This window comes from Brevundimonas sp. BAL450, from assembly GCF_015767455.1.
GTDB classification, from domain to species: Bacteria; Pseudomonadota; Alphaproteobacteria; order Caulobacterales; family Caulobacteraceae; genus Brevundimonas; species Brevundimonas abyssalis.
Map to the genome: position 1 here is coordinate 64,105 of NZ_JADWOW010000042.1, position 24,626 is coordinate 88,730.

Here is a 24,626-nt window from a genome sequence, read left to right on the forward strand (position 1 = left end):
CCACCGGGGTCGTGGTTCCGTCAAGCCAACACATTATGGCCAAGGTTGCGGCTAAGCTGGATCAGGCGCATAAGGCTTTGACGCTGGGACAGGGGAGCTAGATCGGCGATGCAGACGCTGATCCAGATGATCATCCGCTTGGTGGCCGCCATTGCTGCAGCCGCCCTGGCGCAATTCGGCGTGGACGTGAACACGCCCGAGGCCGAGCGCGAGGTCCGCCGGATGGCCGATTGCACCGAACAGGTCGCCGAACTGACCGCGCCGCCGCCCTCCCACAACTGCTGATACGCCAAATACGCCGCCTTCACCTTTGCGCGGCGACCGCGAACGGCTAGTTTCTCCGTTCGCGCGAAACCTCAAACTTGTCCGTGATGCGCGCGTCGGACCACGGGGCTCCTGTCCATGACAAAACGCAGTCGGCTGTCGACCAAAACGGAAGCCCAGGCGGACGTCCCGCCCGAGGCGGTCGACATCGCGCCGGAGGCGGCTCCGTCCGAACGCCCCATGTCCGAGCGTCAGCGCCGCCGCCTGGCCGAACAGGAACGCAAGGCGCGCGAAGCCGAGGATGAAGAACAGCGTATGGCGCGCGAGGCCGAGGAGGCCGCCGTCGCCGCGGCCATGGCCGACATCCGCGCCCAGATGAGTGATGAAGCGGCCCAGCCGCCTGCCACGCTCGATGATCTGCCCCTTCCGGCCCCGGCCGCCCTGCCCGCCCCTGCGCCCGCCGTGACGGGCGGGCGTCACGCCTATCTGATCGCCGCACTGGCCGTGGTGCTGTGGATCGGCGGCGTGGCCGCCTGGGCCGCGTTCCAGACCGGCGCCGGGCTGAGCGGCCTGGACCCGCTTCAGATCGCCATCTACAGCCTGCTGGCCCTGGCCCCGGCGGGCCTGGCCATCCTGCTGGCCCAGGCCGTGCGTCAGGGGGCCCAGCTTTCGGCCGAGACCCGCCGCGCCCGCGCCCTGGCCGACGCCATGGTGGCGCCCACGGCCCTCGCCGCCCAACACGCGGGGGGCATGGTCACCGCCCTGCGTGGGGACATCGATCAGGCGACCCTGGCGGTGGAGCGCGCGCGCAATGATCTGGCCGCCCTGCGTCAGGCCTTGGGCGAGGAGACCGAGCGTCTGACCGAGGCGGCGGAGACGGCCCAGCGCTCGGCCCGTCGCCTGTCCGAACAGCTGGGCGGCGAACGGACCAGCCTTCAGGCGCTCTCCGGCGAGCTGGAGAAACAGGCCGCCAATGTGGTGGATGTGGTCGAGCGCCAGTCCCGCATGGTGGCGGACGCCTCGGACCTGGCCCAGACCCAGCTTCGGGAGGCCGAGGCCGCCCTGGCCGCGCGCGCCGCCGACATGGCCGCCGCCGCCGGGGAGGCCCAGGACGCCGCCCGCCTGGCCGCCGACGACCTGTCGCGCCAGACGCTGCGGCTCGAGAACGCCGGATCCGGCGTGGCCGAACAGATCCAGTCGGTCGAGGAAGGGCTCAGCCAGCAGCGCGCAGCCCTCGTCACCGCCGCCTACGCCCTGCGCACCGATCAGGAGGACTTCTCGGCCCAGGTCGAGAGCCAGCGCGCCCAGCTGATCGAGACCCTGTCGGCGGCCCGCTCCGCCGGCGGCGAACTGTCCGACACCTCGTCGCGCAGCGTCGAGGTTCTGCGCGATCTGGTCGAGGCTGCGGCGGACCAGTTCCGCGCCCTCAGCGAACTCTCCAATCGCGAGGCGGAAGCCTTCGACGGCGCGACCCGCAAGGCGCTGGATCGGTTCGAGGCGTTGGCCGCGGATGCGCGCGACACCATGGCCGAGGAAGCGCGCCGGGCGCTGGAGGCCCTTAACGCCGTGGCCGCGGAATCCCGCGCCGCCGCCGCCGAGGCCGCAGACCAGGCCCAGGCCCGCGCCGACATTCTGGGAGAAGCGCTCTACGCCGCCGCCCAGAAGGCCGATCACGCCGCCGACAGCCGCATCGAGGGGGCCCGCCGCATCGTGGACGAAACCTCGTCCCTGGTGGACGAGGCCGGTCAGAAGGCCGTCGAGCGTCTGGAGCTGACCGTGGAGCGCCTGAACGCGGTCATCAGCCAGGTGGACGACGCCATGGGCGAACTGGACATCAAGGCCGCCCGCATGCCCGAGGAGGCCCGCAGCCGCATCGATGACGTGCGCGCCGCGGTGGAGGAAGGGCTCAAGGCGCTCGGTGAGGCGTCCCAGAAGGCGGCCGAGGACACCGAAGCCCTGGACGCCGCCTTCCAGGAACGGGTCAAGCGCAACTACGACATGCTGTCCGAGGCCGTGCGGCTGATGGGGGTGGTGTCCGGCGACTCGCCCGTGGCCGCCCAGCGCCGCCGCGAGGTGCTGGCGGAGAAGGCCCCCGAGACGGGCAAGGCCGCCACCGCCCGTGCCGCGCCGCCCCCGGCGGATCCCGAGCCTTCGGGCGGTTTCGGCCTTCGCGGCCGCCTGAAGCTGGAGCCCGCCGGCGCCCCGCGCGGGAAGGACAGCGACGCCGACCGCAGCCTCAGCTGGAAGGATCTGGTGGACGACGACGCCGGTCAGGATGCGCCGCTGGATCTGGAGACGCCGGTCGTCGACGACGAGGCCCTGGGCGAACGCATCACCCAGGCCATCCGCCGCATGGGCGTGGACCCCAACGCCCTGCTGCCCCGCTCACGGGTCGAGGAAGCCGCCGCCGCCTTCCAGGACGGCGAGCCGGACCGCGCGCGCCAGATCGTGCGCCGCATCGCCCCGGCGGCCGTGCGCAGCGTCTCGCGCCGGGTGCTGAGCGATGCGGAGCTGAAGGCCGACGTGGAGCGCTATGTGCGCCAGATGGCCCGCCAGCTGGCCCAGGCCGCCCGCGAGGACGGCGAGGGCTATTCGGTCCTGTCCCGCCTGGCCACCGACCCCGGCCGCGCCTTCCTGCTGCTGGACGCCGCCGTGGGCGACCTGGCCTGACCGTCGTATCGTCCCTCCATGAGAGTCAGATGTCCAAGGCCGTTTGAATTTACTGTCGCAGGACCAGACGGGCCTTACACGCTGCGTTTTGAGCCGATCGACGGGTGGGACGGATCATTCATCGTCGAAGGTCTGCGAACGCCTATGACGTGGAGCGTGTTGACGATTGACCGGAACGAGGCCGGTGAACTCATATTCGCTGGAGGGACTGACGGCAGCGAGGACGTTTGGGGCGATCATTATTGGTATGAAGCGCGACTGGAGCCCAAACCGTCCAGGATAACCCTATGGGGCGATCAGGTGATCGTGCGAGTCGACCACGGCGTCTGATGTGGTCCTCCGCTCGCCAATCGCCCTTGGACGAACTCGGGGCAGACCTTCGCTTCTCACCTCTAGCGCCCCTCCAGGTATTTGTAGGCCACAAGTCGGACGATGGACGGGACCGCAAACAGGATCCCGCCGATGAGCGCGCCACCTAGAGATATGGCTCCCACGACGAGGAAGTCTTGCAGGATCAAGCCGGCCCGCAGATCGAGCAGGGTTTTGACGATTAGCACCGCCAGCAGCGGCGCCCCGCATCTGACGAAGCCCGCGACAAATCCTCGCCAAGGGGCGTCCGGCCGCTGGATAAGGTCTCCTTGCATGCTTCCCTAGAATACCGGCTGAATGTCCGCTTCCCACCCGTCGCTGCGGTTCCGGACGCCTGCTGTGCGGCAGGCCCCCGGCATCACCCATGAGACCATCCCCTAGTCCGCGCCCAGCTCCGTCAGCAGGTGATCCATGCCGTAGATGTTGCGCAGGGCCTCGGTCACGGCCTGGGTCGTGACGATGACGCTGCGGTTGACGTTGATGTCATAGCCGTAGGCGTTGCGCTGGGTCAGGACGGTGGAGTCGAAATTGGCCCCGATGATCTCGCCCCGCGCATTGATGGCGGGCGAGCCTGACGAGCCGCCTATGGTGTCGGTGGAGACCGACATGTTCATCACCGCGTCCATGTCGATGCGGTCGCGGGCGGCGGCGATGCGCGGGGTGATGACGAAGGGATCGGCGCCGGTGGCCCGGTCGAACAGGCCCGCGAAGGTGGTCAGCGGCTCCACGGTCCGGCCGTCATAGGTCCAGCCCTCCACCTTGCCGTAGCTGAGGCGCAGGGTGCCGGTGGCGTCGGGATAGATGGCGTCGCCGTAGACGGCGAAGCGCGCGGCGGCGAGCGCCTCGGACGCGCGGGCGGTCGGGGCCTCGACCTCGGCCTCCCACTGGTCGCGCACCGGGCGGTTGATGGGCTGCATGGCGAGGGCGAAGCGGATCAGCGGATCGTCGCTGGCCTCGATGGCTTCAAGACCGCCCTCCCACAGGGCCCGGCGCACGGCCGGATCGCCCAGGGTCGATCCGGAGGCCAGCCGTTCGGCCATGCCCTCGGGGGATTCGTCGCCCAGCAGGGCGCGCACGCGCGGATCGTCCACGGTCAGGATCTCGCGGGTCTTGGACAGCCACCAGCTGAGCTGCAGCTCGTCCAGCGCCGGATAGGTGGGCAGGTCCGCAAACAGGCGCTGCTGCACCAGCGGCAGGCGGCTGTCGGCGAACTCGGGCAGGCGCTGTCCCGAGGGCTTGTCCCGCTCCTGCGCAGCGCGCACCAGGGTCTGGGCGAAGCCGAACAGACGCGAACCGCCGCCGGCGCGGCCCTCAAGCAGGCTGTAGGCCGGATAGAGCCGCGCCTGCACCGGCTGGATCTCCGCCAGCGTCGACCACGGATCGCCCGCCTCGGCCGCCAGCGCCGGATCGGCGGCGACCCGGGCGCGGAATTCCTCTTCCGCCGCCTGACGCCGCCCCATGAAGTCGCCGTCGATCAGGGCGCGCATGCGGCCCATGCCGCGCTTGTAGGTGTTCTCCACCCCCGAGAGGGCGGATGAGGCGATGAAGCGGTTCTCGTCGCTTTCCTGCGAAAAGCGGATCAGGCGCCCGCGCAGTTCGGACGCGATCAGCTGGTCCATGGGCAGGACCACGTCACGCACGGTGGCCAGCTGGTCCTGGGTCAGCAGGCGCTGGGTCGACCCCGGCGTGCCCGAGACGAACACCGCCTCGCCCGGCGTCGGCGCGTCGGCGTTCCAGGTGAAGTGGGTCTCGGTCGCGACCGGCCGGTCGTTCTCGTAGAGACGCAGGAAGGCCGCATCCAGGGCGAAGCGGGGGAAGCTGAAATTGTCCAGGTCGCCGCCGAAGGACGAGGCGCGCTCTTCCGGCGCGAAGGCCAGGCGCACGTCGGCGTATTTGCGGAAGGTGTAGAGCTTGAACTGGCCGCCGCGATACAGGCTGACCACCTGACAGCGCAGGTCGTCCCGGCCCTCGCAGGCCGCGCTCTCGATGGCGCCGGATTCGGCGTCGCGGGCGCGGGTGAAGGCCGAGCCGTCCAGCCCCTGCCCCGCCGCCTGCATGCGCTCCGTCACGTCGGAAATGTCGATCAGCACCTCGGCCTGCATGCCGGGGCAGCGACGCTCTTCTTCACGGCTGGCCGGGGTGAAGCCGGTCTCGGCGTACTGCACCTCGGGCGTCGAGATGTTCTGCACACAGGACGAGACGCAGTGATTGTTGGTCATCACCAGTCCCTCGCCCGACACGATGCCCGCCGAACAGCCGGTGGTCAGGCGCACCGACGACAGCCGCGCATGGTCCAGCCACGCCTGGTCGATGTCCGTCCCCAGCGCCGTGTTGGCGCGCTGGATCGGGAAGTTGTCATAGGTCCACATGCCCTCTTCGGCCGAAGCCGAAGACGCGGCGGCCAGGGCCAGGACGGCGGCGGAGGCGGTGAGGAACAGGCGCATGGTGGTCTCCTTCAGGCAGGGCCCCTCTCCCGATGGGAGAGGGCTGCGCGCAGCGGGATGCGAAGCAGACCGCTTCTTGAGCGCGCAGGGTGAGGGTCGGGCGAGTCCTTGCGGAACCACCGAACCCTCATCCCCCACGCAAGGACCTCCGCGCTGCGCGCTCCGGTGCGCGGGTCCCCCTTCTCCCACCGGGAGAAGGTTGGAGGCGCTTACTCCACGCCCAGTTCTTCCAGCAGGTGCGGCAGACGATAGACGTTCCGCAAGGCCTCGGTCACGGCGGCTGTGGAGACCGAGACCGTCCGGTTCAGCTCTCCGTCATAGCCGAACGCGCCGCCCAGCGAATGGATGTTGCCGTCGAAGGCCGCGCCGATCACCTCGCCCCGGGCGTTGATCACCGGCGAGCCTGAGTTGCCGCCGATGATGTCGTTGGTGGAGACGAAGTCGTAGACGGTCTCGTGGTTCACGCGACCCTCGGCCTCGGCCCAGCGCGACGCCAAGTTATAGGGCTCGGCGCCGGTGGCCCGCTCGTACAGGCCGCCGATGTAGGTCATGGGCGGAACGTCCACGCCGCGATAGCTCCAGCCCTCGACGGCGCCGTAGCTGAGCCGCAGGCTGAAGGTGGCGTCGGGATACTGGCTGTCGCCATAGACGGCGAAGCGGGCCTGGGCGATGCGCTCGGCCGCCTGGCCGGTGGGGGCCGACACGCGCTGCTCCCACTGGGCGCGGGGCTCGCGGCCCAGGCCTTCGGTGCGCAGGACGAACTGGATCATCGGATCGGTCGAAGCCTCCACCGCCGCCAGTCCGCCGTCGAACAGGGCGGTGCGCACGGCCGGATCGGTCAGGGTCGTGCCCGTGGCCAGCCGCTCGGCCAGGCCCTCGGGGCTTTCATTCCCCAGCAGGGTCTGGACCGCCGCATTGTCGGTGGTCAGGTATTCGCGGGTCTTGGACAGCCAGAAGCCCAGCAGCAGCTGATCCAGTTCGGAGGACACCGGCGTTCCGTCCGCCAGGCGGCGGCGCAGGTTGGTCAGGCCGGTTTCCGAGGCGTACTCCGGCAGGCGCTCGCCGGCCGGCTTGGCGCCTTCCCGGGCCGCGCGAACGATGGCGCGGGCGTAGCTGTAGAGGGTCGATCCGCCGCCCGCCGCCGATTCCAGCTGGCGATACGGCAGATACAGCTCCTCGACGGACGACTGCACCGTCTCAAGCTCGGTCCAGGGATCGCCGATGCGCTCGGCCAGGGCGGGGTCGGCGGCGACGGCGGCGCGAAGCTCGGCCTCCTGCTCGCGCTTGGTCCCCATGAAGTCCCCGTCGTTCAGGGCCAGCTGCTGGCCATAGAAGGCCTTGAAGCTGTTCTCCACGCCGAACAGGGTGTCCAGCGCCACGCGCTCCTGCTCCTCGCCGCGCTCGCCGAAGGCGATCAGACGGCCGCGCAGCTCCGAGCGCTGCAGCTGGCTGACGGGGATCTGCTGGTCGCGCAGGTTCTCCAGCTGGGCCACGGTCAGCAGACGCGAGGTCGAGCCCGGGTTGCCCGCCACGAACACCGGCTCGCCCTCGGTCGGCGGGGCGGGGTTCCAGGTCAGGTGGTTCGGGGTCTCGACGACCTGGCCGTTCTCGTAGAGGCGCAGGAAGGCCGCATCCAGGGCGTAGCGGGGATAGTTGAAATTGTCCGGGTCGCCGCCGAAGAAGGCCGCCTGGAACTCCGGCGCGAAGGCCAGACGGACGTCGGAATAGTTGCGGTACTCGTAGAGAGCGAAACGCCCGCCGCGATAGAAGCTGATGACCTGGCAGGTGCGGGTGTCGTCGTCGCCGCAGGCCTCTTCCTGAATGGCGCGGCTGACCGCGTTGCGGGCCTGGACGAAGGCGGCGCCCTCAAGGCCCGCACCCGCCGTCAGCACCTGATCGGTGACGTCGGTGATTTCGGTGAGGATCTGGGCCTGCACGCCGGGGCACTGGCGCTCCTGCTCGCGGGCGGCGGGCATCCAGCCGTTCTGGACATAGTCATTCTCGGCGTCCGACAGGTCCTGGACGCAGGACACCACGCAGTGGTGATTCGTCAGCACCAGCCCCTGGCCCGAGACCACCGAGGCCGAGCAGCCGCTGGACAGACGGACGGCCGCGCCGCGCACGCTGTCCAGCCACGCCTGATCGATGTCGGTGCCGTATTTCGCGTTCACCGTGGCGGTGGGAAAATTGTCGAAGGTCCACATGCCTTCGTCGGCCTGGGCGGCGGACGAGGCGAAGGCGGCCAGCGCCAGGACGGCGGCCGAAACGGTGAGGCGAAGCGACATGGGTGAAGGCTCCCTGAGCGCGCCGATCAACCGCGGCGCTTGTGGGCGAACTGACTAGCAAGGCCGGGTCCGGCGCGCCAGCACTGAGGCCGACACCTTGATGTGAAAGGGAAAACGGCCCGTCTTTCCGACCCTTACCCCGATTTAACTTGGCCCGGCGAACGCTGGCCTTCAGACAGGGGGACAACGAAGGGGGTTCGATGTCACTCGCGCTTGCAACGCTGCTCTACGAATGGCGCCGCTACATGGCCGCGGTCATGGCGCTGGCCCTGTCCGGCCTGCTGGTGCTGGCCATGACCGGTGTGTTCATCGGCATCGGCAAGGGCTTCACGGCCGCCATTGAGCGCTCAAGCGCCGATGTCATCGTTCTGCCGCCCGGCGCCACGGCGCTGTTCAGCGGCCCGATGGGCATGCCGCGTCGGTACATCCCGCTGATCTACAATCACCCGGAAGTGGTTCAGGTCAGGCCGCTGGCCATGTCCGGCGGCATGTTCCAGAACATCCGCAACATCGACCCGACAATGTCCGCGGCTGACCGGGCGCGGCAGGGCGCTCCTCGCCAGCGCAACGTCATGGTCAACGTCATCGACACGGCGCCCGGTTCGGTGACCATACCTGTCGATTACTCCGATGAGCTGGTGGAGGCGCTGCGACAGCCCTTCACCGTCGCCGTCGATGAATCCGCCCTGCCGACCCTGGGCGTCCAGCTCGGAGACAGGGCGATCTACAACGGCCAGACCGTGACGGTGGTCGGTGTGATCCGCGGCTATCCGAACATGATGCAGCCCACCATCGTCACCTCGCGGGACACCCTGCGGATGATGGGGCAGACCAGCGATTCAAGCCCCAGGGTCGGGCCGTTGATGATCGCCATCGAGGATCCGGCGCGCGCCGAAATCGTGGCGGCTCAGATCAACGCAGCCAGCCGGGGGGCCTACCGCGCCTGGACCCGCGTCGAGCTGGCCGAGGCCAACGCCGGCGCCATGTTCGAGGAAGGCATACTGGTCATCATCATCGGCGGCTGCGTCGTTCTGGGGGCCATCATCGGCGTGGCCATCACCTGGCAGACCTTGCGCGGCGCCATCATGGCCAACATCAAGGAGTTCGCCTCTCTCAGAGCCCTGGGCGTCAGCATGGGGTCCCTGCGCCGGATCGTGCTCGAGCTCAGCTTCTGGGTGGGTCTGGTGGGTGTGGTCGCCGCCATCTTCCTGACCTGGCTGGTGTCGCTGCTGGCCAGCGCCAACGCCGTCATCATCGCCCTGCCCATCAGTCTTCTTCTGATCGTGGGCGGCGGACTGGTGATCATCGCCATGGTGTCGGGCCTTCTGTCGCTCGGCATCCTCAAGAACAGCCAGCCCGCGGATTTGCTGCGATGACCACCGCGACACATGGAAAGCACGGCGACTTCGCCATCGAGGCCAAGGGTCTGGTCAAACGCTTCAAGACCGGCCGCACCCACATCGAAGTGCTGAAGGGAGTCGATTTCGACGCCCGGCACGGCGACCTGACCATGGTCATGGGGCCCTCGGGATCCGGCAAGTCCACGCTGATCGCAGCCCTGTCCGGCCTGTTGAAGCCTGATGCGGGCCGGGTGGACGCGCTGGACGTGGATAACCTGTGGAAGCTCTCCTCCGGACGCATCGACAAATTCCGTCTGGATCACTGCGGCTTCATCTTCCAGGGCTTCAACCTTTTCCCGGCGCTGTCCGCGTTGCAGCAAGTCACGACGGTTCTCAAGTATCAGGGGCTCTCGGGCGATAATGCGCGTCGCCAGGCCACCGCCGCACTGGAAGAAGTCGGCCTGGGCCCGCGTCTGCACCAGCGCCCGTCGGCATTGTCCGGCGGCGAGAAGCAGCGTGTGGCCATCGCTCGCGCGCTCGCCAAAAACCCTCAGATCCTGTTCGCCGACGAACCCACCTCGGCGCTGGACGGCGAAAACGGACAGGTGGTGATCCGCCTGTTGCGCCGCGCCGCCACAGAGCACGGCGCCGCAGTGATCTGTGTCACCCACGACCCCCGGCTTGAAGCCTGGGCCGACCGTGTCATCCACATCGAAGACGGCCGCATTCTAGACGACCAGCGACGGACGCCCGAGGCGAACCCGATGCTGGCCTCGGCCCACTAAAGACCAGAAAAAGAGCAACCCATGTCCATCCCCGGTTTCCTGAAGAAAAAGCGCACCTGGATCGCTCTCGTGGTGGTCATCCTGCTGATCGGCGGCTTCCTGTTCATGCAGGGCCAGGGACAGCAGCGACAGGCTGAGCTGGAGGCCGCCACCGCCTCGGCGCCGGAAAGCCCTTACGCCGCCATCGCCAACGGTCGCGCGGACGTGGAAGGCGGCGTGATCCAGGTGGCTGCCCGACGCGGCGGCGTGGTTCGCGAGGTCTATGTCAACGAAGGTGACGAAGTCACGGCGGGACAGATCCTGGCTCGTCAGGAGGACGACGAACCTCGTCTGGCTGTGCAGCGCGCATCCGCCGAGGTCGCCCAGGCGCGCTCGCAGCTGGCCGCGATCGAGGTGGATCTGAACACCGCCCGGCGTGAATTCGAACGTATGAACCGTCTGGCCGACAGCAACTTCATCGCTGCGCAGCGCCTGGATCAGGCCCGCGACGCCATCGCCATGGCCGAGGCTCGGCTGAACAGCCAGCGCGCCTCCGTCCAGACAGCGCAGGCCCGGCTGAATGAGGCGCAGTACAATCTCGAACTCACCGCCATCCGTGCGCCCATGGCCGGCCGCATCGCCCGACGCTACGCCCAGCCGGGCGCGGGCGCCTCGACCCTGAACGTCTCCACCATGTTCGACCTGGAGCCCATGACCGACCGCATCGTGCGCGCCGAAATCGTGGAGGCGGACATCCCCAACATCACCATCGGGCAGCAGGTGGAGATCACCCCCGAGGGTGACCCCGACCAGGTTTACGTGGGTGAAGTGTTGCGCCGCGCCGGCCTGTTCGGCGCCCGCCGCCTGCAGTCGGATGATCCGTCCCAGCGCGCCGACGAGCGGGTGGTTGAGGTCGTGGTCTCGGCCAACGAAGCCCCCTTCCTGATCGGCCAGCGGGTGCTTGTGAAGTTCATGAAGCCGGGCCAGACCGCCGGCGCCGAGCGCGAAGTCAGTGTCGGGGTCGGGCCGGATCAGGCGATGCGTACGCCGTAAAGGGGCTTCAGCGGCCGGTGAAATCCGCCGGCCGCTTGTCCAGCACCGCCGACACGCCTTCGATATGGTCGTCGGTCAGGTGGGCCAGGGCCTGCATGGCCGCCGACATCTCCAGCATCTGATCGAAATTCATGTCGCGCCCCTGCCGCAGGAGGCTCTTGGCCATGCGCAGGGCCTGGGGCGCGTGGGCGGCCACCTGCTCCGCCGTCGCCATCGCCTCGTCCATCAGGTCGTCATGGGCGACGACGCGATTGACCAGACCCCATCGCTCCGCGGTCTCCGCATCGATGGAGCGGGCCGTGAACAGCATCTCGGCGGCGCGCGCATAGCCGACGTTGCGCGGCAGCAGCCATGACCCGCCGTCGCCGGGAATGATGCCGAGCTTGAGGAACGGCACGCCGAAGCTGGCGCGGTCGGAGGCGATGCGGATGTCGGCCAGTCCGGCGATGTCGCAGCCCAGCCCCATGGCCGGGCCGTTCACAGCCGCGACCAGCGGAACCTCCAGTGCGTACAGCGACCGCACGATGCGGTGGACCACCCGGCGATATCGCTCGCGGATCTCGGCGCCGGACCCCTCGAACAGATCGCGGCGGTCCTTCATGGCCCTGAGGTCGCCGCCCGCCGAGAACGCCCTGCCCGCTCCCGTGATGACGGCGCAGCGCACGGATGGATCGGCGTTGATTCCCTCACAGACGGCGGCGAAGGCGTCGCCGTCCTCAAGGTCCGGCAGGGCGTTCAGCCGCTCGGGCCGGTTCAGGGTCAGGATGTGGACGGCGCCGCGTCGCTCCGCCGAGATCAGTGCGCTGGTCATGTCTCGTCCATAGAAAAACCCCGGCCCTGGGGGACCGGGGTCCTGTTTGATCAGATTGAGCAGATTACTGAGGGGGGGCGAAACCGTTGGACTGGTCGACCGTGATCACGCCCTGCATGCTTTCCAGCCGCTGGCGGTCCGCCTCAGCGCGGTCTTCCATCTCGCCGCGCGTAGAGCAGACCCGGCGAGCGATGCCCGATCCCGTCACCGGTCGACGCTCGCAAACGCGCTCGTTGCGACGGTCCGCGCGGGTCTGTGCCGCTTCGGCCTCAACCTCGGGCGTGGCCGGTTGGGCGTCGGTCTGGAGCTCGGGCTGGGCCTGAAGAGTCAGGGCCATGGCCGCAGCGGAGAGCAGGCTGATCATCATGACATCATCCAATCATTCGCGTCGAACAGTGTGTGATGACAAGTGTGCACCGCAAAACGCGCTCATGGCAAGCGGCACGGTTGCACCGCCTACGGTCGTCTCCGCAGTTTCAGGGTGTTGGACAGCTTCTCCAGAGGCCGGCGGCGAAGCCGGTTGGAGGGCACGGTCCGGGTGTTGAAGGCCGTGCCGCCCACAAGGGCGAACTGCATGACGGCGTTCTGGAGGTTGAAGTGCTTATCGTTCATTGTGGGCGTCTCCTTTCGAGAACGATGAAAGAAGACGCGGCGCGCCGGTTGGGGATTTCACCTTCTTGGTCGTGTCGCGTCAGGACCAATGTCGGAATTCAACGCCCCGAATTCAAGTCGCCCGCCTCGCCCGGTCGCCACGCCCTGCATCCAGGTCTGCACCGTGGATGGACGTTCGGGCCTGTGCCTGGGATGCCTGCGCACGCTCGGCGAGATCGGCGGCTGGTCGAAGCTGACCGATGAGGAGCGGGCCCGGATCATGGCCGACTTGCCTTCGCGCAAGGATCGCCTGGATCCCGCCCTCAGATTCTGAATTCGTTCACCACGCCGTTTCACCGGACGCCAAGGGCTTTGGGTCATGGTGGCTGCATGGCGCGTTTCGATTTCCAGTCCGGCGTGATGTTCGCCCTGGCCCTGACGGCCGCGGGCGTGCTCGGCTACGGCGTCAGCCATCTGGGCGACGCCGGCCGGGCCCAGGCCGCGCCCGTCCTGATGAGCGCATCCGCGCCCTCCGCAAGGGCGACCGGTCAAGCGGCCCAGATCATCCGCGCCGCCGACGGCCACTACTGGGCCGAAGCCGACATCAACGGGCGTGCGGTGCGTGTGCTGGTGGACACCGGCGCCAGCGTCGTGGCCCTGACCCGCGACGACGCGCTGCGGCTTGGCTTCATGCTGGAATCCGAGGACTTCGACCACACGGTGGTCACCGCCAACGGCGAGGGCCGCGCGGCGCGCATCGAACTGGCCCATGTGGCGGTGGCCGGCGCGCGCGTCGAGCGGGTTCAGGCCCTGGTGGTCGAGCGGGGCCTGCCCGCGTCCCTGCTGGGCATGAGCTATCTGGGCCGGCTGTCCCGCATCGAGGCCACGCCCCACGGCCTGACGCTGCGTCCCTGAACCCTGAGTGACTCGCAGCCTTGATCGGGTGATGATGTGTCATGCGCTCGGCACTGATCTTTCTGATGATCTGCGGTTTCTGGCAGTCCCCCACACAGGCTCAGGAGTGGGCGGTCGCAACCCGTGACGGCGGACGCCTGGCGCCCCAGGGCTACAGAACCGTTCACGAAATCGCCGCCTGGCTGACAGCGCAAGGCGATGCCTTTCCTCGCCACGAACTCGTGGTGGAGGGGTGCGAACCCAATGTCGTCACCGATCCGCACCTGAGCAGAACGGAACTGGTGGCCTCGGAGCTGTTCCTGGCCGGGGTCGGTCCCGGCCGTGTCATCGTGGAGCTTAACCCTGCGGGTTGTGGGGACAGTGTCGCCGTATGGTCCCGTCGAGCCCCGCCGCGCCTGAGTCACTTCGACATGCCGAGGCTGCATTTCGAGAGCGGTTCAACGGAGATTACCGCCCTGCATCGCTGGTGGTTGCGGCGGACGCGCTTTCATATCACGCCCGAAACGCGCGTGCTGGTCGATGGGCATACGGACACCGTGGGACCTGATGGGCTCAATCAGGCTTTGAGCGAACAGAGGGCTCAGGCCGTGGCCGACCAGCTCATATTCATGGGTGTGTCCGAAAACATGATCACCGTGCGCGGATCGGCCGACCGTCTGCTGGCCCGGCCGTCAACGGGTCCCGAGATGCTCAATCGACGCGTAAGCGTTCACCTCAGGCGTCCTCGATCGGACGGGTCATACACGCCTTGGTGATCAGAGGGCCTTCACGACCACCGAGATCGCCGTGGCCAGCAGATAGACCGCGAACGCCTTCTTCAGCACGCGCCGGTTCAGACGGTGCGCCAGGCGCGCGCCGATGGGCGCCGTCAGGGCGGTCAGCAGCCCCATGATCGCGGCGGCCGGAATATTGACGTAGCCCAGCGACAGGGGCGGCCGTCCCTCCGCGCCCCAGCCGAACACCGCGAAACCCAGCGCCGCCGCCGCGCCGATGGCCAGTCCGAAGCCCGAGGCGGTGGCCACGGCCTGATGGATCGGTCGTCCGCACAGCACCATGGTCATGCCGCCCAGGCTGCCGCCGCCCACGCCCATCATGGCCGACAGCCCGCCGATCAGCGTGCCCACGCCGCGCCGACCCCAGCCGGTGGGCAGGTCAGGCCTCAAGGTGATCCGCTCAGGCAACAGTCCCATCTGCGCCGCCACCAGCAACAGACAGGCGCCATAGACGATGGCCAGCCCCCCCATGGAGGTCACCCCCGCGATGGCGGCTCCGATCAGGCCGCCCAGCGCCACCCACGGCGTCCAGGTGCGCAGCACCGTCTCGTCCACAGCGCCGTGCGCCCTGTGCGTTGCCAGCGACTTCCAGGACGTGGCGACGATGGTCAGCAGCGAGGTGCCGATGGCCACATGCAGATTGCTCTCGCCGCCCACGCCCAGCACCGAGAAGGCGTAGAACAGGGCGGGCACCAGCACGGTGCCGCCGCCGACGCCGAACAGCCCGCCGATCACCCCCGCCACGGCTCCGGCCCCCGCCAGGGCGACCGCCATCAGCAGCAGGTCGGCGACCGGAAGGCCGTTCACGCCGCCTCTTCCTCGCGGGCGTCCCGCTTGGCCTCGGCCTCGCGCACCGCCTCGACGGCCTGATCCACAACCTCCAGCCCGGCGCCCGGGCGGATCGACTCCACCGTCAGGATGCGGCGGAAGGTGCGCGCACCCGGCCGCCCGTGCATCAGGCCCAGCATGTGCCGGGCCATGTGGGGCAGATGCACCCCCTCCTCCAGCCGCGCGGCCATATAGGGCCGGTACCGCGCGATGGCCTCGAACGGGTCCACGTCCGGCGTATCCGCCCCGAACAGCCGCCGGTCGGCTTGTCCCAGCAGCGCCGGCTCGTGATAGGCCGCCCGGCCCAGCATGACGCCGTCCAGCGCAACGCCATGCTCGTCCGGCGCCAGATGGGCCTCGGCCGCGTCCAGATCGGGAACACCGCCGTTGATGACGACGGTCAGATGCGGCCGCTCGCGCTTCAGGCGCCGCACCAGGGCGTAATCCAGCGGCGGCACGTCGCGGTTCTCCTTGGGCGACAGCCCCTTCAGCCAGGCCTTGCGGGCATGGACGATGAAGGTTGTGACGCCCACGGCCGCGCTGGCGTCCACGGTGGCGAACAGGCTGTCGACCGGGTCCTGATCGTCCACGCCGATGCGGCACTTCACGGTCGCCGGAACGGTCACGGCCCCGCGAATCGCCGCCATGCAGTCGGCGACCAGCTCCGGTTCACGCATCAGGCAGGCGCCGAAGCGGCCCGACTGCACCCGGTCCGACGGGCAGCCGACATTCAGATTGATCTCGTCATAGCCGAAGTCCTGGCCGATCCGCGCGGCCTCGGCCAGTTGATCCGGCTCGGACCCGCCCAGTTGCAGGGCCACGGGATGCTCGACCGGATCGAAGCCCAGCAGGCGGTCGCGGTCGCCATGGATCACCGCCGGCGCCGTGACCATTTCCGTATAGAGCAGGGCATGCCGGCTCAGGACGCGGTGCAGCGCCCGGCAGTGCCGGTCGGTCCAGTCCATCATCGGCGCGACGGAAAATCGGTGGGCGGGCGGCGTCACTTTGTTGAGGCGATCCTGGGGCGCTGGTGTGCGGAAGACCCTTACATAAAGGGAAACGTGGCCGTTTTCATGCCGCCTCGAGCCCGATTGCCGCCTTAGTTGCATGGCCGTGCAAGACCGGGGTATCCTTTGGTCCTCCCACCTTCCCCTTGATTCAACTCCACATTCGCACGGGAAGTCGTGAACCTTTGTTCGCGTGTGACGGTTCTGATCGGACCGAGTGGACAATTCGAAGGACAATCCATGCGTCTCAAGCTCATCGCCGCCGTTTCCTCCGCCGCCCTTATCGCCGGCGCCGCCACGGCTCAGGAAGCCGACATGCAGGCGGGCGCCCAGGCCGAAGCGCAGGCTCCGGCCGCGACTGGCGAACCGACTGACGCCGAACTGGCCGCTTTCGCCGGCGCCATGGGGCAGCTGCAGACGATCGCCCAGCAGGTCCAGGGCGGTCAGCCGACCCCCGAGCAGCAGGCTGAAATGGCCGCCGTTGTCGAAGGCTCGGGCCTGGAGATCGACCGCTTCAACGCCATCTCGCAAGCCGTCTCGACGGACCCGGTGCTGCAGGCCCGCGTGGCTGTCGCCGCTACGCCCCCTTCGCCCGAAGGCTCCGTCGCCGCGAGCGTGACCGACGCCGAAGCCGGTCAGTTCGCCGCCGCCATGACGGCCGTGCAGCCCATCGCCCAGTCCCTGAACGGCGCGGCCCCCACCGCCGAGCAGCAGGCTGAGATGGCCGCCGCCATCGAAGGCTCCGGCCTGACGCTGGATCGCTTCAACGAGATCTCCGGCGCCATCGGCCAGGACCAGCACCTTCAGGCCCGCGTGGGTCTGGCGGCCGCTCAGTCCAGCCAGTAATCGCGGCGACACCGTGATCGAAATGAACGGCGCTCCTTTTGGGGCGCCGTTTTTCTTTGCGGGTCAGGCGTCCTCGTCCTCCAGCACGTCGGCGGTCTCCTCGCTGAGCGGCCTGGCCTCGCGCTTGGGCGGCACATAGGGTGCGGGCTGGGGCGTCACCACATTGCCGCGCATGAGGGACCGGCCCGCCGTCAGGCCGCCGGTGATCTGGGCCTCGAAGCGCTGCTCGTCGCGACGGCGCACATCGTCCAGGGTTTCCGCCACCCCTTGGTCGTCCAGGCCCATGTCCGCCAACACCTGCCCGCCGAACTTCAGGGCGGATTCGAAGGTCTCGCGCAACTCATAGTCCACGCCCGCCTTGACCAGCCGCAGCGAATGGCCCCGGTCGAAGGCGCGGACGTACAGGCGCGTCAGGGGGAACTCCGCCTTCACCAGTTCGACGATGTGATCAGCGACCTCGGGCTTGTCCACGCACACCAGAACCGCCTCGGCGGTCCCAGCCCCCGACGCATGCAGCACGTCCAGCCGCGCCCCGTCGCCATAGTAGACCTTGAAGCCGAAATTGCCCGCCGCCTGGATCATCTCCACGTCGTTCTCGATGATCGACACGTCCACGTCGCGGGCCAGCAGCGGCTGGCTGACCACCTGGGCGAAACGGCCGAAGCCGATGATCAGCACCCGACCGTGCAGGTCGTCGGCCCGATCCACGCCGTCCGCGCCGTCGGGCGACAGGCCCTTCTCTTCCGGCAGGAAGAACCGGGTGATGATCAGGGTGACCACCGGCGTCAGGGCCATGGACAGGATCACCACCGCCGTCATCACCGCGCTGGTGCGTCCGTCGAACACCCCGGCCGTCAGGGCGGCGGCATACAGCACGAAGGCGAACTCGCCCCCTTGAGCGAACAGGGCCGCCCGCTCTAGCGCCTCGCGGTGCCTGGCCTTGAACACCCGCGCCACGGCATAGATCGCGATGCCCTTTACGGCCATGAAGGCGACCACCGCCCCCGCGATCAGGATCCAGTCCGACGCCACAACGGCCAGGTCCAGCGCCATGCCGACGCTGAGGAAGAACAGGCCCAGCAGGATGCCCCGGAACGGCTCGATGTCCGCCTCCAGCTGATGGCGGAAGGTGGAGTCCGACAGCAGCACCCCGGCCAGGAAAGCGCCCATGGCCATGGACAGCCCGCCCACCTGCATGAACAGGGCGGCGCCCAGCACCACCAGAAGGGCTGCGGCGGTCATCACCTCGCGCGCGCCGCTGTTGGCCAGGATGCGGAACAGCGGGTTCAGCAGATAGCGCCCCGCCCCCACCAGGGCCGCGATGGCCAGAAGCCCGATCAGCACCGCCTGCCACAGCGGTCGCGTCGCCTCGCCGGAATCGGTGCCCATGGCCGCGCCCATGAAGACCACCAGCGCAAGCAGCGGCACGATGGCCAGATCCTCCAGCAGCAGGATCGAGACCGCCCTTTGTCCCTGTGGCTCCATCCGCTCGCCGCGTTCGTCCAGCATCTGCATGATGACGGCGGTGGACGACAGCACGAAACCGCACGCGCCGATCAGGGCCACGGCGGGCGTGAAGCCGAGGGCTATGCCGACCCCGGTCAGCAGCAGGGCGCAGGCCGCCACCTGGGCCGCACCGAGGCCGAAGATTTCGCGCCTGAGGCTCCACAACCGTGATGGCCGCATCTCAAGGCCGATGATGAACAGCAGCATCACCACGCCCAGCTCGGCCACGTGCAGGATGGTCATGGGGTCATCGAAAAGACCCAGGCCGAACGGCCCGATCAGAAGCCCGGCGGCCAGATACCCCAGCACCGAACCCAGCCCCAGTTTTCGGAAGAGGGGCGCCGCCACCACCGCCGCGCCCAACAGGACCACCGCGTGGCCCAGCTCCATTCCCGTCGATGCGTCGGCCATTGGATCCCCTTTCAACCCGGGCAATATAGGCACGAAAGGTCGCAGCACGAGCCTTCCCGCGCCTGTTTCCAGACCTCGGAATGCAGCGGTGTCGCCTTCGCCCGGCAGAAAGAGCGATTCAGGCTCATTTCAAACGCTGGCTAAAACGGTCGCTCCAACGGCGGCGTGCTCTACCGCGCTCTTCCACCACGGCGACGCTCAAGCCTCCATGCCTGTGTCGCCATGCCGGCTTCCTCCCCGGAACACTGCCGGCGCACGCCTTGAGGACATTTGATGCCCAACACGCCAGCCATCTGGCTTGACCCCATAACCGTCAAAACCACCCTCGCCCATACGCGAGAGATCGTACTGAACAAGGGCGACACATTGATCAGTCGGACCGCCATGGACCGTCCGCCGGGCCGGCCGGGGATCGGTCGAAGCCTGTCATGACCTTCATCGAACTGACCCACGAGGATGGGCATCGCATCATCCTGAGCATGGATGAAATCGCGCAGATTGCGCCTCTTGGAGGCGATGAACAGCGGGGCTGCGCCGTGACCTTCAAGCGCCGGGGGACAGAAGCGACGTCTCGCCACATTCGGGTGAGAGAGCGCCTTTCCACGCTTTCAGCTTCACTTCGGCCGATGCGGCCCCGGACCCGCGCCCAAATCGGGCTGAGCTGGACATTTCAGTTGCCGGAACCTCGGCAAAGCATCGCGGACACCCCGACCCAGGCAGTTCAGCCTCCAACCCATCTTCATCCGGTCCCGCGCTCCCGATTTTCCGCACAAAGCACGACCCTCGACGCGGCCAATCGCTCATAGCGGTCAGATTTCATCTGGATATTCCGCCACAGTTTCGACCAATCTTGACTGGCCTCATGAAGGTCACAGGGGTTCGGGAGCTGTCGATGTTGGGTTCAAGGAAGTTGAAGGTCGGGGTCTGCATGGCCGCCAGCCTGGGTCTGGTCACCCCTGTGGGGGCGCAATCGCCATCGGGCGGATCGGCCTATGCGCCTGGCGACGGCGCGCCGACCCGCGCGGCCTGCGCGGCGCTGGGCTTCGAAATCTACAAGGAGCCGGTGAACGTCTATTCCCGGTTTCCGGCGCCGCCCACCCGGCCGATGAGCTCCAGCCTTCATTATGGAGCGCCGCCGCCGCCCGCGTCGCCGCCTCCGCCTCCGCCTCCGCCGCCGCCGCCGCCTCCCCCGCCGCCCGTCGGCGCACCTTCGCCTCAGGTCAGCCCGGCCGCGCCTCAGCCAATCGTCGTCACAGGCACACGCATCGCGCCTGGCCCGGTGACCGCCGGGGCGCCCGAATCCTATCCCCAGGCCACGCCCAATGCGGTGCGCCGGACGATGGACGAGCCGGTCTCGACCTTCTCCATCGACGTGGACACGGCCAGCTATTCCAATGTGCGGCGCTTCATCAATGACGGCATGTCTCCGCCCGTCGACGCCGTGCGCGTCGAGGAGATGATCAACTATTTCGACTACGGCTACGGACAGCCCGAAAGCGCTGACGAGCCCTTCGCGGTCACCACCACCGTGGTGGACTCGCCCTGGGCCGAGGGCCGCCGGATCGTCCATGTGGGCCTTCAGGGCTATGAGTTGCCCGAAGATCAGCGTCGGCCGCTGAACCTGACCTTCCTGGTCGATGTGTCCGGGTCCATGAACAGTCCAGACAAGCTGGAACTGGCCCAGCGGACCATGAACCTGATCATCGACCGGCTGCGGCCCCAGGATACGGTCGCCGTGACCTATTACGCCGAGGGCGCGGGCACGACGCTGCAGTCCACCCCCGGCACGGACAAGCTGCGCATCCGTTGCGCGGTGGAGAGCCTGCGTGCCTATGGCGGCACCGCCGGCGCCACCGGCATGACCAACGCCTACGACCAGGCGCGGGTGAACTACGCCGAGGACCGGGTGAACCGCATCCTCATGTTCACCGACGGCGACTTCAACGTGGGCGTCACCGACAACCGCTCCATCGAGGAGTATGTGTCGCTGCAACGGGACAGCGGCATCTATCTGTCGGTCTACGGCTTCGGGCGCGGCAACTACCAGGACGCCCGCATGCAGACCATCTCGCAGGCCGGGAACGGCACGGCGGCCTATGTGGACAGCCTGAACGAGGCGCGGCGGCTGTTCGGTCCCGCCTTCGACAGGGGCGCCTTCCCCATCGCCGACGACGTGAAGATCCAGGTGGAGTTCAACCCCGCCCATGTCGCGGAATGGCGGCTGATCGGCTACGAGACGCGCCTGCTGGACGAGGCCGACTTCAACAATGACGCGGTCGACGCGGGCGAGGTCGGCTCGGGCGCCTCGGTGACGGCGCTGTACGAGATCACGCCCGTGGGCGGTCCGACCCAGCTGTCGGAGCGTCGCTATGACACCCGCCAGGCGCCGCCCGCCACGTCGGACGAACTAGCCTTCGTCCAGGTGCGCTACAAGCTGCCGGGCGAGGACGAGTCCGTGCTGATGCAGACGCCCGTGTCCGGCCCCGCCTCGGCTTCCGCGCCGGAAAGCACCCGTTGGGCCCTGGCCGTCGCCGCCTTCGGCCAGCGCCTGCGCCGCGATCCGTGGCTGGGCGCCGATTATGGCTGGGATCAGGTGCTGGACCTGGCCCAGGGCGCGCGCGGCGACGACCCCTATGGCGAGCGGGCCGCCTTCGTTCAGATGATCCGGGCGGCGTCCGAACTGCCGCCCCGCGACAGGCCCTGACGATCAGGCGTCGAGGGGCGGGCCGTGCCGGTTCGCCCCCTCCTCGCCCTTCATCCACCCCAGTTCGACCGCGGCCCAGATGATGACGATCAGTCCCGCGGCGCCGACCAGGCTGTCCGGATACGGCCAGATGAAGTTGAAGCCGATCAGCACGCCCGCCGCCCACCAGCCGCTGCGCCCCCGGTCATGCAGCCGTTTGGCCAGCACGCACACCGCCGCATAGACCCAGGCCGGATAGAAGACCCAGCCCACCGGCACATGCCACCACTGGCCCACGGCGAACCACTGGAACAGGGCCAGCACCGCGACCAGAACGACCACGCCGACAACGAACGGCCGCCGGTCGATCCGCCCTTTCGGGGACAGGAACAGCGCTGCCGTAAAGGGCGCTTTGGATGCAACGTCCGTGCGCGTCATCCCGCCGGTGCGCGATAATTTTCGATCTTGGCGTTCGCCGGTGGACCATAGGCGTTTGGCTCCCGCCGGCCCGGCAGGAATCCGAGCGTGACAAGGAAGAACAGCCAGAAGACGAAGAACACCAACCCCAGCAGGGCGACCACTGTCGATTCCGCAGACTCCAGGGGGACGCCCCGCATGTCCATTCCGGCGGACCACAGATTGAGCACCACGGACGAAACATAGAAAAGCACGAACCACTTGCCGCTGGCGCCGCGATCATGCGCCCGGCGCACGCCGACGGCGAGGATGGGCCAAAGGAACAGCAGGGTGACGACCAGGCCGAAGGTTAACTGGGCCCATCCCCTGGTTTCCGCAGAGAGCCCTGACAGCACCGCACTGAGGATCATGCCCGCGAACATGCTGAACAACATCAGCACGACCGTCAGACCGAAGCAGATCAGCCAGAACTCCAGACGGTTCGCCCGTCCCTTGAAGGAAAAGATGTCCATTCGCCCCTCCCCGGCCATTGGAAGGTCAGCCTAGCCGACGGACGGAGGCTGACAAACCTATTCGAACTCCACCAGCACGTCGTCGGCGGCCACGCTGTCGCCGGCGGCGGCGCTGACGGTCTTGACCGTGCCGTCGTGCTCGGCGCGCAGGATGTTCTGCATCTTCATGGCCTCGATCACGGCCACCGCCTCGCCGGACTGCACCGCCTGGCCCGGCTTCACATTGATGGAGACCACCAGGCCCGGCATGGGCGACTGGATCAGCTTGGAGGTGTCGGCCGCCTCCTTCTCCGGCAGGCGGGCGTAGAGGTCGGCGATGTGGGGCGCCAGCACCCGCACCCGCGCCTTCGAGGCCCGCCAGCGGATGTCGAAACCGTCCGGCGCGCGCTTCACCTCGGCGGTGAAGGGCCGGCCCTCGGCGGCGCCGTCGGCGAGCACCGCCTTGAATTGGGCCAGGCCGGGACGCCAGTCGATATCGGTCAGGGTCAGGGTGTGATCCCCGTCCAGATCGATGACCAGACTCTCGTCATCGTCATAGCCCACCATGATCCCCTGGCGTTCGCCGCCGATCAGGACGGCCCATTCGAACCGGTCCGAAGGATCGCCCGACTGTTCGGCGAGGATCTCGTTCATGGCCGCCGCCGCCGCGATCATCACATCCCGCCCGAAGCCCGCCACCGGCAGGCCGTCGAAGCCGTCCGGGAACTCGTCCTTGATGTAGCTGGTGGACAGCACGCCCGAGCGGAACCGCTCCTGCTCCATCACCGCCGCCAGGAAGGGGACGTTGTGGCCGACGCCTTCCAGATGGGTGTCCTCCAGCGCCCGGCCCATGCCGTCGATGGCGCCCTCGCGGGTCGGGGCCCAGGCGCACAGCTTGGCGATCATGGGATCGTAGAACATGCTGATCTCGTCGCCCTCGCGGACGCCGGAATCGTTGCGCACCACATAGCCGTCCTGCTCGCCCTCGGCGGGCTGGTCGTAGCGCACCAGCCGCCCGATGGACGGCAGGAAGCCGCGATAGGGATCCTCGGCGTAGATGCGGCTCTCGATGGCCCAGCCGTCGATCTTCAGATCCTTCTGGGTCAGGTTCAGCTCTTCGCCCCAGGCCGAGCGGATCATCTGCTCCACCAGATCGACCCCGGTGATCAGCTCCGTCACCGGATGCTCCACCTGCAGGCGGGTGTTCATCTCGAGGAAGTAGAACGACTTGTCCTGCCCGGCCACGAACTCCACCGTCCCGGCGGAGTCATAATTGACGGCCTTCGCCAGGGCCACGGCCTGGGCCCCCATGGCGGCGCGGGTGGCCTCATCCAGCAGCGGCGACGGCGCTTCCTCGATGACCTTCTGGTTGCGGCGCTGGATCGAGCATTCCCGCTCGAACAGATGGATCACGTTGCCGTGCTTGTCGCCCAGCACCTGGATCTCGATGTGGCGCGGGTCGATGATGAATTTCTCGAGGAACACCCGGTCGTCGCCGAAGGCGTTCTTCGCCTCAGCCTTCACCGCGGCGAAGCCCTCGGCCATGTCGGAGTCCGAATGGGCCACGCGGATGCCCTTGCCCCCGCCCCCGGCCGAGGCCTTGATCATGATGGGATAGCCGATCTCGCGCGCGATCTTCACCGCCTCTTCCGGCGTCTCGATCAGGCCCATGTGGCCCGGCACGGTGGACACACCCGCCTCGGCGGCCAGCTTCTTGGAGCTGATCTTGTCCCCCATGGCGTCGATGGCCTCAGGGTTCGGGCCGATGAAGGCGATGCCCTCGTCGCGCAGCCGCCGGGCGAAACCGGCGTTCTCGCTCAGGAAACCGAAGCCCGGGTGCACCGCTTCCGCGCCGGTCTGGCGCACCGCCTCCACGATCCTGTCCGCCAGCAGATAGGACTGGTTCGCCGGCGCCGGACCGATCAGGACCGCCTCGTCCGCCATCTCCACGGCCAGCGAGCCGGCGTCCGCCTCCGAATAGACCTGCACCGTCGCGATGCCCATGCGCCGACAGGTCTTGATGATGCGGACGGCGATCTCGCCCCGGTTGGCGATGAGAATCTTGGAGAACATGCCTTGATGACTTCCCTGACGCGGTCTGCGCCGCTTGCCGAGGTTCGCTTACGGCCCATGCCACCCCGTGTAAACGCCCGCCCGG

Annotated in this window: 23 protein-coding genes; 11 read left to right on the plus strand and 12 right to left on the minus strand. The window is 68.2% G+C overall.

Translation table 11 applies throughout. From position 1 onward, the window contains the following. The first annotated feature begins 108 nt into the window (after window positions 1-108). Both IWC96_RS04700 and IWC96_RS04705 read left to right on the plus strand, forming a co-directional pair. Window positions 109-285: a hypothetical protein gene (locus IWC96_RS04700; protein WP_021697800.1), complete on the plus strand. Its 177-nt coding sequence runs from the start codon at window positions 109-111 to the stop codon at window positions 283-285. A 117-nt stretch (window positions 286-402) separates the two neighbouring features. After that, entirely contained in the window at window positions 403-2,934 is a 2,532-nt protein-coding gene (locus IWC96_RS04705; protein WP_196838427.1) for a tipN, read from the plus strand. Between the two features lie 392 nt (window positions 2,935-3,326). Here the strand turns inward: IWC96_RS04705 and IWC96_RS04710 are convergent, their stop codons facing one another. From IWC96_RS04710 to IWC96_RS04720, 3 genes are all read right to left on the minus strand, one after another. Next, entirely contained in the window at window positions 3,327-3,578 is a 252-nt protein-coding gene (locus tag IWC96_RS04710; protein WP_045319155.1) for a hypothetical protein, read from the minus strand. Between the two features lie 102 nt (window positions 3,579-3,680). Beyond that, the gene (locus IWC96_RS04715) at window positions 3,681-5,747 is read right to left on the minus strand and encodes a S46 family peptidase (RefSeq protein WP_196838428.1); all 2,067 of its coding nucleotides are present in this window, start codon (window positions 5,745-5,747) and stop codon (window positions 3,681-3,683) included. A 209-nt stretch (window positions 5,748-5,956) separates the two neighbouring features. Then, window positions 5,957-8,032, minus strand: coding sequence for a S46 family peptidase (locus tag IWC96_RS04720; protein WP_196838429.1), 2,076 nt, complete (start codon window positions 8,030-8,032; stop codon window positions 5,957-5,959). Between the two features lie 200 nt (window positions 8,033-8,232). Here IWC96_RS04720 and IWC96_RS04725 point away from each other — a divergent pair, with 200 nt between their 5' ends. Genes IWC96_RS04725 through IWC96_RS04735 form a run of 3 tightly spaced genes read left to right on the plus strand, consistent with a single transcriptional unit; the run spans window position 8,233 to window position 11,189 of the window. Then, complete coding sequence (locus tag IWC96_RS04725) at window positions 8,233-9,408, plus strand: ABC transporter permease (protein ID WP_021698270.1); 1,176 nt, start codon at window positions 8,233-8,235, stop codon at window positions 9,406-9,408. Continuing rightward, entirely contained in the window at window positions 9,405-10,157 is a 753-nt protein-coding gene (locus IWC96_RS04730; RefSeq protein WP_021698269.1) for an ABC transporter ATP-binding protein, read from the plus strand. Before IWC96_RS04725 ends, IWC96_RS04730 begins: the two co-directional genes overlap by 4 nt. Window positions 10,158-10,184: 27 nt before the next feature. Then, window positions 10,185-11,189, plus strand: coding sequence for an HlyD family secretion protein (locus tag IWC96_RS04735; protein WP_045319300.1), 1,005 nt, complete (start codon window positions 10,185-10,187; stop codon window positions 11,187-11,189). Window positions 11,190-11,196: 7 nt separating this feature from the next. Here IWC96_RS04735 and IWC96_RS04740 read toward each other — a convergent pair whose 3' ends face one another. From IWC96_RS04740 to IWC96_RS04750, 3 genes are all read right to left on the minus strand, one after another. Then, window positions 11,197-12,000 carry a crotonase/enoyl-CoA hydratase family protein gene (locus IWC96_RS04740; RefSeq protein WP_021698267.1) on the minus strand — a complete coding sequence of 268 codons (804 nt, stop codon included), beginning with the start codon at window positions 11,998-12,000 and terminating at the stop codon, window positions 11,197-11,199. 64 nt (window positions 12,001-12,064) lie between these two features. After that, window positions 12,065-12,367 carry a hypothetical protein gene (locus IWC96_RS04745; RefSeq protein WP_021698266.1) on the minus strand — a complete coding sequence of 101 codons (303 nt, stop codon included), beginning with the start codon at window positions 12,365-12,367 and terminating at the stop codon, window positions 12,065-12,067. An 89-nt stretch (window positions 12,368-12,456) separates the two neighbouring features. Beyond that, window positions 12,457-12,612 (minus strand): hypothetical protein, encoded by a 156-nt coding sequence (locus IWC96_RS04750; RefSeq protein ID WP_021698265.1) that lies wholly within the window; start codon window positions 12,610-12,612, stop codon window positions 12,457-12,459. Between the two features lie 88 nt (window positions 12,613-12,700). Here IWC96_RS04750 and IWC96_RS04755 point away from each other — a divergent pair, with 88 nt between their 5' ends. The 3 genes from IWC96_RS04755 to IWC96_RS15900 are packed head-to-tail and all read left to right on the plus strand — an operon-like array spanning window position 12,701 to window position 14,261. Continuing rightward, a complete protein-coding gene (locus IWC96_RS04755) occupies window positions 12,701-12,925 on the plus strand; it encodes a DUF1289 domain-containing protein (RefSeq protein ID WP_021698264.1) in 225 nt (74 codons plus the stop codon). 56 nt (window positions 12,926-12,981) lie between these two features. Further along, the gene (locus tag IWC96_RS04760; protein ID WP_021698263.1) at window positions 12,982-13,506 is read left to right on the plus strand and encodes a TIGR02281 family clan AA aspartic protease; all 525 of its coding nucleotides are present in this window, start codon (window positions 12,982-12,984) and stop codon (window positions 13,504-13,506) included. Between the two features lie 41 nt (window positions 13,507-13,547). Continuing rightward, window positions 13,548-14,261, plus strand: coding sequence for an OmpA family protein (locus IWC96_RS15900; protein WP_021698262.1), 714 nt, complete (start codon window positions 13,548-13,550; stop codon window positions 14,259-14,261). On the opposite strand, the gene IWC96_RS04770 is transcribed toward IWC96_RS15900, so the two are convergent. Continuing rightward, window positions 14,262-15,086: a sulfite exporter TauE/SafE family protein gene (locus IWC96_RS04770; RefSeq protein ID WP_196838430.1), complete on the minus strand. Its 825-nt coding sequence runs from the start codon at window positions 15,084-15,086 to the stop codon at window positions 14,262-14,264. It lies immediately after the preceding gene. Beyond that, window positions 15,083-16,111: a tRNA dihydrouridine(20/20a) synthase DusA gene (dusA, locus tag IWC96_RS04775; RefSeq protein ID WP_021698260.1), complete on the minus strand. Its 1,029-nt coding sequence runs from the start codon at window positions 16,109-16,111 to the stop codon at window positions 15,083-15,085. The genes IWC96_RS04770 and dusA overlap by 4 nt, the downstream gene beginning before the upstream one ends. A 243-nt stretch (window positions 16,112-16,354) precedes the next feature. Here dusA and IWC96_RS04780 point away from each other — a divergent pair, with 243 nt between their 5' ends. Next, window positions 16,355-16,960: a DUF4168 domain-containing protein gene (locus IWC96_RS04780; protein WP_045319293.1), complete on the plus strand. Its 606-nt coding sequence runs from the start codon at window positions 16,355-16,357 to the stop codon at window positions 16,958-16,960. Between the two features lie 63 nt (window positions 16,961-17,023). Here the strand turns inward: IWC96_RS04780 and IWC96_RS04785 are convergent, their stop codons facing one another. Next, complete coding sequence (locus IWC96_RS04785; protein WP_045319292.1) at window positions 17,024-18,877, minus strand: monovalent cation:proton antiporter-2 (CPA2) family protein; 1,854 nt, start codon at window positions 18,875-18,877, stop codon at window positions 17,024-17,026. Between the two features lie 428 nt (window positions 18,878-19,305). Between IWC96_RS04785 and IWC96_RS04790 the strand changes: the two genes are divergently transcribed. Together IWC96_RS04790 and IWC96_RS04795 are read left to right on the plus strand one after the other, a co-directional pair. Beyond that, window positions 19,306-19,683 carry a hypothetical protein gene (locus IWC96_RS04790; RefSeq protein ID WP_148291536.1) on the plus strand — a complete coding sequence of 126 codons (378 nt, stop codon included), beginning with the start codon at window positions 19,306-19,308 and terminating at the stop codon, window positions 19,681-19,683. Between the two features lie 122 nt (window positions 19,684-19,805). Next, window positions 19,806-21,581 (plus strand): VWA domain-containing protein, encoded by a 1,776-nt coding sequence (locus IWC96_RS04795; protein ID WP_021698257.1) that lies wholly within the window; start codon window positions 19,806-19,808, stop codon window positions 21,579-21,581. Window positions 21,582-21,584: 3 nt separating this feature from the next. Here IWC96_RS04795 and IWC96_RS04800 read toward each other — a convergent pair whose 3' ends face one another. Genes IWC96_RS04800 through IWC96_RS04810 form a run of 3 tightly spaced genes read right to left on the minus strand, consistent with a single transcriptional unit; the run spans window position 21,585 to window position 24,541 of the window. Then, window positions 21,585-21,998 carry a DUF805 domain-containing protein gene (locus IWC96_RS04800; protein ID WP_045319291.1) on the minus strand — a complete coding sequence of 138 codons (414 nt, stop codon included), beginning with the start codon at window positions 21,996-21,998 and terminating at the stop codon, window positions 21,585-21,587. Then, window positions 21,995-22,489 carry a DUF805 domain-containing protein gene (locus IWC96_RS04805; protein WP_021698255.1) on the minus strand — a complete coding sequence of 165 codons (495 nt, stop codon included), beginning with the start codon at window positions 22,487-22,489 and terminating at the stop codon, window positions 21,995-21,997. Before IWC96_RS04805 ends, IWC96_RS04800 begins: the two co-directional genes overlap by 4 nt. Before the next feature lie 57 nt (window positions 22,490-22,546). Next, complete coding sequence (locus IWC96_RS04810) at window positions 22,547-24,541, minus strand: acetyl/propionyl/methylcrotonyl-CoA carboxylase subunit alpha (protein WP_196838431.1); 1,995 nt, start codon at window positions 24,539-24,541, stop codon at window positions 22,547-22,549. Between the last annotated feature and the right edge of the window lie 85 nt (window positions 24,542-24,626).